The organism is Cytophagia bacterium CHB2 (genome assembly GCA_030263535.1).
In the GTDB taxonomy this organism is placed as follows: domain Bacteria; phylum Zhuqueibacterota; class Zhuqueibacteria; order Zhuqueibacterales; family Zhuqueibacteraceae; genus Coneutiohabitans.
On record SZPB01000213.1, the window covers coordinates 1 to 11418 of the forward strand.

General features: G+C 54.0%; 10 protein-coding genes. 9 read left to right on the forward strand and 1 reads right to left on the reverse strand.

The features are described 5' to 3' along the window. The 5 genes from FBQ85_18815 to FBQ85_18835 form a co-directional block, all read left to right on the forward strand. The coding region (locus FBQ85_18815) for a T9SS type A sorting domain-containing protein (GenBank protein MDL1877187.1) at positions 1 to 646 on the forward strand (646 nt) is incomplete at its 5' end. Positions 647 to 909: 263 nt separating this feature from the next. Further along, positions 910 to 1248 (forward strand): SgcJ/EcaC family oxidoreductase, encoded by a 339-nt coding sequence (locus FBQ85_18820; GenBank protein ID MDL1877188.1) that lies wholly within the window; start codon positions 910 to 912, stop codon positions 1246 to 1248. Between the two features lie 333 nt (positions 1249 to 1581). Continuing rightward, entirely contained in the window at positions 1582 to 2181 is a 600-nt protein-coding gene (locus FBQ85_18825) for a TetR family transcriptional regulator (GenBank protein MDL1877189.1), read from the forward strand. Positions 2182 to 2360: 179 nt separating this feature from the next. Beyond that, entirely contained in the window at positions 2361 to 3092 is a 732-nt protein-coding gene (locus FBQ85_18830; GenBank protein MDL1877190.1) for an alpha/beta fold hydrolase, read from the forward strand. Positions 3093 to 3169: 77 nt separating this feature from the next. Beyond that, complete coding sequence (locus FBQ85_18835) at positions 3170 to 3589, forward strand: SDR family NAD(P)-dependent oxidoreductase (protein MDL1877191.1); 420 nt, start codon at positions 3170 to 3172, stop codon at positions 3587 to 3589. 51 nt (positions 3590 to 3640) lie between these two features. Here FBQ85_18835 and FBQ85_18840 read toward each other — a convergent pair whose 3' ends face one another. Further along, a complete protein-coding gene (locus tag FBQ85_18840) occupies positions 3641 to 4903 on the reverse strand; it encodes an IS256 family transposase (GenBank protein MDL1877192.1) in 1263 nt (420 codons plus the stop codon). A 176-nt stretch (positions 4904 to 5079) separates the two neighbouring features. On the opposite strand from FBQ85_18840, the gene FBQ85_18845 reads away from it, so the two are divergent. The 4 genes from FBQ85_18845 to FBQ85_18860 all read left to right on the forward strand — a co-directional run. Next, positions 5080 to 5466, forward strand: coding sequence for a hypothetical protein (locus FBQ85_18845; protein MDL1877193.1), 387 nt, complete (start codon positions 5080 to 5082; stop codon positions 5464 to 5466). A gap of 389 nt (positions 5467 to 5855) precedes the next feature. After that, positions 5856 to 6146 carry a hypothetical protein gene (locus FBQ85_18850; GenBank protein MDL1877194.1) on the forward strand — a complete coding sequence of 97 codons (291 nt, stop codon included), beginning with the start codon at positions 5856 to 5858 and terminating at the stop codon, positions 6144 to 6146. Positions 6147 to 6960: 814 nt separating this feature from the next. Beyond that, on the forward strand, positions 6961 to 8439 hold the full coding sequence (locus tag FBQ85_18855; protein MDL1877195.1) for a phytase: 1479 nt from the start codon (positions 6961 to 6963) through the stop codon (positions 8437 to 8439). Between the two features lie 400 nt (positions 8440 to 8839). Beyond that, positions 8840 to 11418 (forward strand): hypothetical protein (locus FBQ85_18860; protein ID MDL1877196.1); only part of this gene is annotated, 2579 nt, incomplete at its 3' end.

Sequence of the window (11418 nt, forward strand, 5' to 3'; positions counted from 1 at the left end):
CCCGTTTGTCGACAGTCTGGCGCGCGTTTATGAAGTCGATCTGGCCGGCAATGTTGCGCTGTTCAAAGAGGGCCTGACCACGGTCACCGATATCGCCATAGACCCGCGCGACGGCAACCTGGTCGTGGCGCAGTTCGGCCGTTTCAGCCTGCAATCGACGCCGCCCGGTTTTGTGCCCGGCACCGGCAGCGTGCTCAAACTGCGCGAGGGCACGATCGATACGCTGGCGCAGGGCCTGAGCCTGATCTCCGCCATGCAGGTCAACGCCGCTGGCGAAGTGTTTGTCTCCAGCCTGTTCGGGGATATTTTGAAGATCGAGTCGGTGATCACCGGCGTCGAATCACCGGAGGCGACCGGCGGCCCTGAGACCTTTACCCTGTGGCAAAACTATCCGAACCCCTTCAACCCGGAGACCAAAATCCGCTACGCGCTGCAGACGCCGGGGCGCATCGTTTTGAAGATTTACAACATGCTGGGGCAGGAAGTGCGCACGTTGGTCGACAAGATCGAGCCGGCAGGGGTGCATGAAAGCGTGTGGGATGGCAGGGGCAACGACGGCTTGGCTGTGCCCAGCGGCGTCTATCTGTATAGGCTGCAGGTTGGAGAGACTCTTGTTCAGACCAGGAAAATGATTTTGATGCAATGACGAAAATCGAACCAGACGCAATCCTGCCAGGGTTCAGAACCCTGGCAGGGTTTAACTTCTGACATTGCGTACCTGACTAATAAAGGATCAGTCTCTTGAAATCGCCAAAAATTTTGACCCTGTCTTTTCTTCTGATGACCACCGCAACAACTTTCGCTCAGAACTCTGCGACCAAAGCCAATGATGAAGCAGCGATCCGCGCCATCGTTGCAGATCTGGCGCAAGCCTGATCCGCCGGCGACGCCGGGGCGTGGTCCGAGCATCTGGCAGAAGATGTGGATCATACCATCTGGACCGGACAATACGTAAAAGGACGGCAGGGCGTGTCCGCAGTGCACGAGCGGATTTTCAGTACCATTTATAAAGACACCAAACAGAAGCACGAAGTCCGCAAAATCCGCTTTCTGGGCAGCGATGTTGCGGTGGTGCATGCCGACGGCACTGTTGTGAAAAAAAGCGAAGATTTCGCGGAGAAACCGCAGGTCGCGCCGCTCCTGATATTTGCAAAGCAGAATGGAAAGTGGCAGATAACGGTCTTTCAGAATCTCATATATCTCGAGGCTGCCAGGAAACGGATTTGCGGCGAGGCGGCCGGTCAGTAAGACGGCCTTTGATCATCTTGCCGATTCAGCGATGGCCGTCTGGCGTTACGGTTCAACCAGGACATCAAGCGCAAGTTTGCCGAAGACCGGAAGGGCAATTTCGACAAGGCAAACGCCAATTGGTCGCGGCTGGTGAAAAACCGCAGCAAGCAACAAAACACGCCGGTCTCGCCTCTGCGGCGAGGCCGGCGTGTTTTGTTGCTGTAAATAACCGCACCTGAAGCGCCCGTTTTGCGCGAATCAGCTTTAGCCGTGAGTTATCGACTTGCGAGCTTTTTCATCAGAGGAAAAAAGTCTTTGACATTCATATACGACCGGTCGTATATTCGCGCCATGCCAAGACAACGACAAAACCCTGATACGCGTGACCGCCTGCTGGAGGCCGGTGTGGCCGCTTTTCTCGAAAACGGCTACCACGGCGCCGGCTTGAAAGAGGTGCTCGACCGGGTGCAGGTGCCGAAAGGCTCTTTCTACAATTATTTCAAGAGCAAGGAAGAGTTCGGCGCCGCAACCATTCGCCATTACGCCAACTCGCTGTCGCAAAAAATGGCGGGGGCCATGGCGGGGGCGCGGGATCCCTTATCCGGCCTGCGGCGGTTCTTCCACCGGCTGATGGCCGATTTCGAGGCTGCGGATTACGTTGGCGGCTGCCTGGTGGCAAATCTCGGCGGCGAAGTGGAGCTCAACCAGACTTGCAGGCTGGCGCTGGCCGAGGCGCTGTACGACTGGCGCGCGGGGGTGACGCAGGCGCTGCGACAGGCGCAAGAGCAGGGGCAGGTGCGCAACGATATTGCGGCGGAAGAACTGGCGGATGTCTTGATCAATACCTGGGAGGGCGCCGTGATCCGCATGAAGATCGAGCGCTCGCTCGCCCCGCTGCGGCAGTGCCTGCACCGCCTGCTCGACGATTACTTTCAGCCTGTTGCCGGTTGAAACGGCCTGTCGTGGCCGGCAAGAATTCCTGACCGATTCGGGTCAGGTTTTTTTAAACAACATTATAAGACGACCGGTCGCCTTATAATGCATGCTGCCCCTGACGGCGGCAACCGCGTAACACTGCACAGGGCGTTCACGACCGGTTTTCAACGCTCAAATTATCGGAAGGACAATTTATGGCTACCTACATTTTAGTTCATGGCGCCTGGCATGGCGCTTGGGCCTGGCAGGAGGTGGCGCCGGCGCTTGAAGCCGGCGGCCACAAGGTTATCGCAGCAAGCCTGCCGGGGCATGGCGACGATAAGACGCCCGCCTCGGAAGTCACGATGCAGGCATACGTCCAGCACATCGTCGAGCTTCTCGACCGGCAAGCGCATCCGGTCGTGCTGGTCGGGCATAGCATGAGCGGCGCTGTCATCAGTCAGGTCGCCGAGGAGCGGCCCGAAAAAGTCGCGCAGCTTGTGTTCGTCGCGGCGTTTTTGTTGCGCTCAGGCGAAAGCGTGCTGCAAGCGATGCAGTCGGACAAGCACGGCAAATTGCTGCCGCACGTGCGTTTCACCGCAGACCAGTCCGGCGGCATTATCGACGAAGCGGCAGTGCGCGATTTCATCTACAACGAAACACCGGAAGATCGCCGGCGCCTGGCAACGCCACGATTGCTGCCCAGCCAACCGATTCAGCCACTCGGTGTGCCGGTGCGCCTGAGCGAAGCGCGCTTTGGGCGGGTGCCGCGCGCCTATGCCAAATGCCAGCACGACTGGCTGCTCAGTCCGGCTGCGCAGGAACAAATGCTTGCCGCCTGGCCCTGCGACCGTGTTTTCCTGCTCGAGGCCGACCATGTTCCCTTCTTTTCCAAACCGGCGGAGCTTTCTGCCGCGCTGTTGTCACTGGCGCCAGAAAAGGATTGAATTTTTGTGAACATTAACAAGACGACCGGTCCCTTTATTCGGTCATAACCTGAAACCAAAAGCAAGGAGAAATTCTCATGTCACAATCACCCAAAACCGTCATCGTCACCGGCGCCTCGAGCGGCATCGGCCTGGATATCGCCCGCACATTTCTCGAACAGGGCGCCAACGTCGTCCTCAACGGTCGCAATGCGGACAAGTTGGCAACCGCGGTCGCACGTTTGGCTGCGCCGGAACACACCGCTTCGGTGGCCGGCAATGTCGGTGAAAAAGCAACAGGGGAAATGCTGGTGCGAACGGCGGTCGAGCGCTTTGGCCGCGTGGACGTGCTGGTCAATAACGCCGGCAGCTTTGCCCCCAAACCTTTTCTCGAGGTGACGGAAGAGGAGCTCGACGGCATTCTGAAGGGAAATCTGCGCGGCGCCTATTTGACCACGCAGGCGGCGGTTCGCCAGATGACGGAGCAGGGCGCCGGCAGGAGTCAAGTTCTTTTTTAGTTGAAATTCCTGATGGCTGCCCTGCGTGAGGCTGCCCCGGCCGGGGCAGCCTCAAGCAGCAGCGGTGATAACGATCTTCAGTTCACGTTGGAGAGCCTCCTGCAGTTGCGGCAGGTGGCGAAAGCCCTTGATCCGGCGCAGGCTCGGCTCGATTTCCAGCAGCGCCGATGCCGTCCAGCGTTGTCGCTGGTCGCTGTTGCGCCAGCGGCTCACCTTCGAGATCATCTGCGCGATTTGCGCGTTGATCGACTCCAACATGTTGGTGGTCTTCAAGCTGACCCCCAGTTCTTTGAAAAGCCCCAGCCGATGCAGCGCGAGCGTTTCCTCCACTCCCTCGTCGAGACTCGCGACCGCCGATTGGTTGATCTGCTTTAGCTCTGCTCGCAGGCCGAGCAACTCTTCTTTCGCCCTGGCATACGTCGGCTGCTCGTAGGCCGCTTGCAGTTTTTGCCGCCAGCGTGGCTGCTGCGATTTGGGCAAATAGGCCACGACGTTTTCACGCTTGTGCCACTGGCAACGCTGGATGGCGGCGTAAGCGCCGAAAACGTCCGTGATCGCCTTGCGCAACCCTTTGCTGCCGTCAATCACCACCAGCAGCCCCTGAGGATAATTCAGGCCGCGGGCAATCAAATGCTCGAGAAACTCGCTGACCACGCGCTGATTCTCGCTGGCGCATTCCAGGAAGCCCAGAATCATCTTTTCCCCTGATTTGGTGAGGCCCAATGCAATCACCATCTGCGCGTGGCGCAGCGTTTTGCCGTCCAAAACCAGCGCGACAAACTCATGAGAGTCCAGCCGGCGATGCAACAGGGCTTGCAGCTTTTTCTCACTTGCCCGCACGAAGCGGCGTGAGATGCTGCTCTTGGAGAGACCAAACGCCTGCGGCACCAACTGCGCCGCCCGGCGATAGTGCAGGCAGGACAGGCCATGGAGAATCCGGACGAAGAGCTGCTCTTCGGTGGTGCGGGGTTGGTCGAACTGTTGGTAAGTAGCGAGCGGGATTTCGCAGTTGTGGGCCACATCGCGAACGCGCGGCACCATGAGGTGGACTTTTGGGTCGCCGAGATAGACCGAGCCCCGCTGCTGTCCCCAGCGTTTGATGTGGCGGTTGTTGTCGCGCGCGTAGCGCGATCCCGCCAGTTGCTGGACTTCTTCGCTCAGAAGGTGGCCCACCTGCTCCAGCGCAATGGGGATGAGCAGTTGGATCATCGCGATTTTGGTATCGGCCGGCAAGGGGTGTTGATTGTCATCCCACCGGCCTGCCTTCCTCCGAGGGGGAAGGCAGGGAATGTCTTGCGTCTTCGCAATCTTCATGGCCACTCCTGTTCTTTGAATTCGTTGGAGTCACTTGAAGATAGAAGCCACCTTCTGAATTTCAACTGAACTTAGGACAAATTCCCGCCCGCCCACGGGCGGGCGGTGGGGCGAGCAGGAGCCATCAAAAATTTCAACTAAAAAAAGGATTGACTCCAGGACATCACCGAAGCCTGATGCTCAAGAATATCTACTACGTCGATCCGAATGATGACCGGTATATTATTTATGTTGAAGGAGAATCAGATATAAAGGATATTGGCACAACTCCCGCTGAGGTTGATTCTTTGTTGATAGACGGGCTTCATATAAATGATAACAGTAAGACATCCCAGTCGCGCCCGTACCTCATGGTGAAAGGCCATGTCCGGCATATGATTGTCAGAAACGCTGAAGTTTTAAATAGGGAGTCTAAAAATGCTATATTTCTAGCGACTGATGGCAAATATGCAAAAATTGACCAGCTTTTTTTATATAATATGATAACAGCGAATGTTGGCCAATTGATTAGTGATAGAGACGGGAAAATAACGACTTGCCACTCAACCAACATTTTCAGGTAAATGCTATAGGTCAGATATAGGGTGAAGTGCAAATCGTGCGTTTATCCAACGGGGCGAATCCGGAGTCGTATCACAAACGCGCGCTAGTGGCCCACACCCTTTGCTGCTCATGCCTCTGGATACTTCCATGCCAGGCCGCGTATTCATAAAGTCAAAAATTAGTTTGGGGCGACCCTGCCTCGATTGTACTCTTCTCCATTTTAGCACTAATGAATCACTCTTTATTGCCTAGCCCCTCCGGCCTTACGGCGAGAAATTTGCATTGTAAATGAGAAGACTTGGCTGTATATTGTTGCCGACACGTCGAAGCATCAGCTTCCGTGCCGGTATCACGGTCAACTTACTCACGGTGTTTTGTCAACACCAAAAATAACCAAAAGGAATCCGTCATGTCTGTTGATCAAAAAAGGATTGTTACGCTGGCACTTGCAAAGCTGGAAGAAGAAAGAAAACACCTGGATACTGAGATCGCACAACTCCGTTCTCAACTTCGAGCCAAGCCTTCCGTGAGCAAGAGCAAAGCAAGCGCAACGAAAACCCGCAAGACCGCTGCCACACGCAGCCGGACAGCCCGCCAAAAGGCGAAGTCTGCTGCGGCCATGAAAAAGCTATGGGAGAAAGTGCGGAAAGCGGGATTCTCGAACATTAAAGATTACAAAGCCAGCCTGAGCAAGGCCTAGGCTGCGCATTTCAATCGGCATTCCGTGTAAGAGAAAAGGCCATTCCAAGGGCGGTGGAGCGGCCTTTTTATCTAGATATTCGCAGACGCCAGAAAGCGACAAATATGGGTATTTGCACAAAATCTACCCCGGCGGCCTGCGCCACTCCTCATGACAAAAAATGGTTGAAATTCTTCAATTTTTTCTAAAATACCCGCCTGGTAAATTACTGTCCCTTCGCAACTCTGAAAACATCGGTGTGGCGGTCAAAACTTTCGTCCGATATCGCTTGACCCAGAGCACTATTTCTTCACAGGCTCAAAGTGGGCGGTACTCTTCGTCATCGTAACGTTTCAGAATGTTGAATTTTTGCCCACCTCAAGTTTTAATCGCGTGCCGCTAATCATCTCCAAAATAAGTATGCAAGCTTGCTGCCTAAAACTGAGCAGATGAATCCAGCTAGATGAATGATTCTCTGGCACGTTTCCTCTTGGGAGAATATCCGCAATCACCGAACCTTTTGCTGCGGGAAAACTGACCCGCCACATAAGCGCTGAAAATTATCCAACACACTGGCTTGTCGGAGATTTTATGAAATGCTGGCATGCTGCTTGCTATAGTTTTGTTTCAACATTACAACTGAAATTCGGAAGCTTCAAATTTTCAGCACACTTTTAAAGATAGGCGAACGGCTTTTACTCTTTTGTGTTTCTCCACGACAGATTCGCAATTCCAGCGGGTTGAAGTTATTCTTACTCCAAATATTGAGGGCGCCTGAAGCGAACTAAAGCTTTGCAGGCAGGACGAGTACAGTACATTTTGAAAGGAAAAAACAATGGCACACGGCAACCATGTTTCAAAAAAATCATCTCACCTCTTTAGGGAGGCAAAAAGAGCAGTCGTTTTTTTGACTGCGTTAGCAGGTGTCATGCAAGGCCAACCCATGTTGCTGGCTCAAAGCATTCCGGAGACGATTACCGTCAATTCCAGGGTGAGCACCTCCGCAGTTCCGGGTGACGCCGACGACCCGGCGATTTGGGTACACCCCACCGACCCGGCCAAGAGCGTCATCATCGGCTCCGACAAGGAAGATGAGGGCGGCTTGTATGTTTGGGATATAAGCGGCAAGCAACTCCAATATGTGCCTTTGGGAAATCCGAACAATGTCGATGTACGTTACGGCATGCGCATTGGCGGCCAGCTTGTCGACATTGTAGTGACCAACTTGCGCTCCAATCCAAAGCAGATCAAAGTTTTTAAAGTGAATCCGGCTGATGGAACTCTCACCGATGTTACCACCAGCGGCGGCATCCTAACCCCGCAACTGGATGATCCCTACGGAATCTGCCTTTACAAACGGCCTTCTGACGGCGCTATGTTCGTTATCGAAAGCACACAATCCGGCGCGACCGAAAATCTCCATCAATATCGTTTGGAAGACGACGGGACGGGCAAGGTGAAGGGAACGTATGTCAGGGCGATCGGCAACGGCGTCATTGTAGACTTCGTCGAAGGTATTGTCGCAGACGACGAGTTGGGTTATATCTATGCTTCGGATGAACCGAACGCGATTCGCAAGTTCTACGCCGATCCCGATCGCGGTGACAACAATCAAATCGTTGCCTTTGGCGCCGGCGATGGCATCACTGGTGATCGCGAGGGGTTGGGAATTTATAAATGCCCGGGCGGCGCCGGCTATATCGTTGCTTCAAGTCAAGGGAATAGCACAGTTAAAATTTACCGGCGCGAAGGCGAGCCTGGCGATCCTCACAAGCATACGCTGCTCACCACGATCGTAACGAACGGCTCTTCAGAAACGGATGGTCTCGACATCACCAACATGCCAACCTCCGCCAATTTCCCCAACGGCTTTTTGGTGAAGCATGACGCCCCCGGCAGACGCTTCGTTCTTTATGCTTGGGAGGATATTGCCCAAACCTATTTGAACATTTGTCCCGGAAGTACTCCCAGCGCGGTTGGCGGCGAGGGCGCAAGCATATTGCCGGAAGCCTTCAGGCTCGAGCAGAATTATCCCAATCCATTTCGGCCCGGCGCGGAATTGACTTTGGCAGGAAATTCCGCTACGACGATTCCGTTCCGCCTCGACCACACTGCCAATGTCACGCTTACGATTATCAATTTGACCGGGCAAATCGTGCGCACGCTGGCGAGCGGACAAATGACGGCGGGTAATCACACAACCGTTTGGGATGGCCGCAACGAGGCCGGCGAACTCGCTCCCAACGGCGTATACCTGATTCGTTTGCAAAGCGGCAATCGCACACAGAAGCGGAAGCTTCTAATGGTGAATTAACCTATCGCACTCCGGTGAAAAGCTACCCGTTAATTTTAAAATGCCTGATCATGGCTATGATCAGGCATTTTTTTATACGAAAAAATCATTGCACTTTAGAACGGAACAGCGAAGAGTGGCAAGAGCAAAATTCAGTTGATATAAGGCCAGCAGCTTTTTATCTTGTTCCGTTTACAAATTGAAACCAACACTTGCAAGGATGCGTATCAAGGTCGCGGCAGTTAAACACTTCGCGTCTTTGAGTTTTCTGTGTGCGAAGAAAGCCAGTTGATCACCATCCTGTTTACGAACAACACTTGCTGCGCGTGTTTCTTTGGTCTCGCCCTACCCCACCAGCATCTTTGAAGCCACGCACTCAGTGAATTTGTTTTCCAGTTTCTTCCCAAATGCATTATCACTCATGAAAAGAATCTTTGCCGTCACCCTCTTTTTCTGCCTGTGTGCACACATTCATGCGCGCGCTCAACGCTCGCCGCATTCCGCTTCAATGTCTGTACCTGCGCGCCCTGAAGCCGGCAGGCCCTTCATCCGCAACTACAATCCTAGAGAATTTGGCGCAGCGTTCAATTACTGGGCGATTGCACAAGATCAGCGCGGCGTCATGTATTTTGGCAATTGGAATGGCGTGCTTGAATATGATGGCGTATCCTGGCGGCTGGTTTCAACCCCCAACCGATCCGGAGTACGATCACTCGCGGTCGACGCCAACGGCCGCATCTATGTCGGTGCGGTCGGCGACCTCGGCTATCTTGCGCCCGATTCCGTCGGCGAGTTGCGATTCGTTTCCTTGCTTGATCACGTTCAGCCGGAGAACCAGGAGTTCAATGAAGTGTGGTATTCCTACGCCACCTCGCAGGGCGTTTATTTTCGCACGGATAAAATCCTGTTACGCTGGGCAAACAACCGCATGCAGGCGTGGAAGCCGCACACGGCATTTTCAGGATTATTTGTGGTGCGAGATCGCGTTTATATTCAACAATGGGGTATCGGGCTGCTCGAGTTGGTGGGAGATTCTCTGCACGTAACGCACGCGGGCGGGCGATTCGCACATGAGCGCATTTATGCGATGCTGCCGTATGTCGATGAAAAAATCCTGGTGGGCACGCGTGAGCAGGGCCTGCTTCTGTACGATGGCGTTTCCTTTCAGACTTTACAATCCGATCCATCCGCCACAAAATTCCTAAGAGAAAATCAACTCTCACATGGCGCTGTTCTGCGAGACGACACGTTTGCGTTAGCCACAATGCGCGGCGGTGTCGCGATTATTGACCAAAACGCGCGCCTTGTGAAAATTTTGGACAAGGCCGCGGGCTTGCAAGATCATGACGCGAATTTTGTTTTTGTCGATCGTGAGGGCGTGATCTGGCTGGCGCAAGGACGTGGTATCGCGCGTGTTGAAACCGATTCGCCATTGGCGATTTATGGGGAAACCTCCGGCATCAAAGATTTCGTGTCTTCCATTCTCAGGTACAAAGGCGCCTTGTATGTGGCCACCGGACTTGGTGTTTTCTATTTGCCAGCCGAATCAACCCCAACAAACTCGTCACTTCTCGCGCAACGGGAACATGCGCAGGAATTCCGGCCGGTCGCAGGAATTACAGCGCAGTGCTGGTATTTGCTCGCAGCCGGCCAGAGTTTGCTCGCCGCCACCAATGACGGCGTCTATCAAATTCGCGGAGAGCAAGCGACTTTTCTTAAAGAGTCCGTTGCTGATTCGTTTGTTTCAATGTCGCTTCATCGCTCTCAAAAGAACCCTAGTCGCGTTTGGGTGGGACTGAGAGATGGCCTGGCGTCTTTACGCTATGAGGCTGCGACTTCAAAATGGATTGATGAAGGCCGCATCTTCGGAATTCACGAGCCTATTTGGAGCATCGTCGAGAATAATGAAGGCGAGCTTTGGCTTGGCACAGAAGCGCAAGGTGTTTTACGGATAAGTTCCTTGCCAGGGGATCATAGCGCAACGCTGCGGAACGAGAATCAGAAAATCGAACGCTTTGATGCGCGGCATGGCCTGCCCAAGGGCTGGGTGGGAGTTTATCCCACGCGAACACGCACCATTTTTACGAGTGACAGAGGTCTTTTCCGTTTTGATCGCACAACCAACAAGTTTTTTCCCGATTCCACCTTTGGCAGCATGTTCGCAGATGGCTCGCGCGATATCGAAGTGGTGAGTGAAGATCAACAAGGCAACATTTGGCTCGGTTCGGAAGAAGCGGCAGAAATCAACCGCGCGCTTCGCCAACCGGAGGGCTCTTATCTGCCGGAAACCGGATCAGCTCTCCGGCTAGCGAAGACAGCCATCTGGGCCATTTATTCCGAACTTGATTCTGCGCATCCTCGCACAAGTTCTGCGGTTTGGTTCGGCGGCCCGGAGGGTTTGTTGCGCTACGATGTCAATTTTCCCAAACGCGAGACGCAGGTTTATCCGGCCCTCATTCGCCGTGTCATCATTTTGCAAGAGGGCGCGCAGGATTCAACGATCTTCGCGGGCGCAATGCCTGAAAACACGGGAGGCGATTTTCCCATCCTGGCTTATGCTCACCATGCCCTTCATTTTGAATTCGCTTTGCCAAGTTTTAGCGATGAGTCTGCCAATCAATTTCAATTTTATTTGGAAGGATTTGATCAAAACTGGTCGGCTTGGAGCAAGGCATCCAAAAAAAGTTACACCAATCTCGCGGAAGGCGACTATCGTTTTCGCGTGCGGGCGAGAGATGTCTATCAACGTGAAAGCGCGGAGGCGGTTTATGCCTTGCGAATCTTACCGCCCTGGTATCGCACCGTGCCGGCGTACCTTGGTTACGCGGCTGTCGCTGGCGCAAGCTTGTTGGGCTGGCGCCGTTATGATTTGCGACGCCAGAAAAAGAAAGCCGAGTATCAGCGCCGCGCCAAGGAGCTTGAGGAAGCGCATCAATTGCAGCTTTCCATGCTGCCGCAACAGATCCCACAATTGCCTCATCTCGAGCTTGCCGCTTATAT

What these genes read in the sequence shown, in the direction of transcription:
- FBQ85_18835 (MDL1877191.1), top strand. Translation starts at nt 3,170, where the DNA reads ATGTCACAATCACCCAAAACCGTCATCGTCACCGGCGCCTCGAGCGGC.
- FBQ85_18845 (MDL1877193.1), top strand. Translation starts at nt 5,080, where the DNA reads ATGCTCAAGAATATCTACTACGTCGATCCGAATGATGACCGGTATATT.
- FBQ85_18855 (MDL1877195.1), top strand. Translation starts at nt 6,961, where the DNA reads ATGGCACACGGCAACCATGTTTCAAAAAAATCATCTCACCTCTTTAGG.
- FBQ85_18825 (MDL1877189.1), top strand. Translation starts at nt 1,582, where the DNA reads ATGCCAAGACAACGACAAAACCCTGATACGCGTGACCGCCTGCTGGAG.
- FBQ85_18850 (MDL1877194.1), top strand. Translation starts at nt 5,856, where the DNA reads ATGTCTGTTGATCAAAAAAGGATTGTTACGCTGGCACTTGCAAAGCTG.
- FBQ85_18830 (MDL1877190.1), top strand. Translation starts at nt 2,361, where the DNA reads ATGGCTACCTACATTTTAGTTCATGGCGCCTGGCATGGCGCTTGGGCC.
- FBQ85_18840 (MDL1877192.1), bottom strand. Translation starts at nt 4,903, where the DNA reads ATGAAGATTGCGAAGACGCAAGACATTCCCTGCCTTCCCCCTCGGAGG.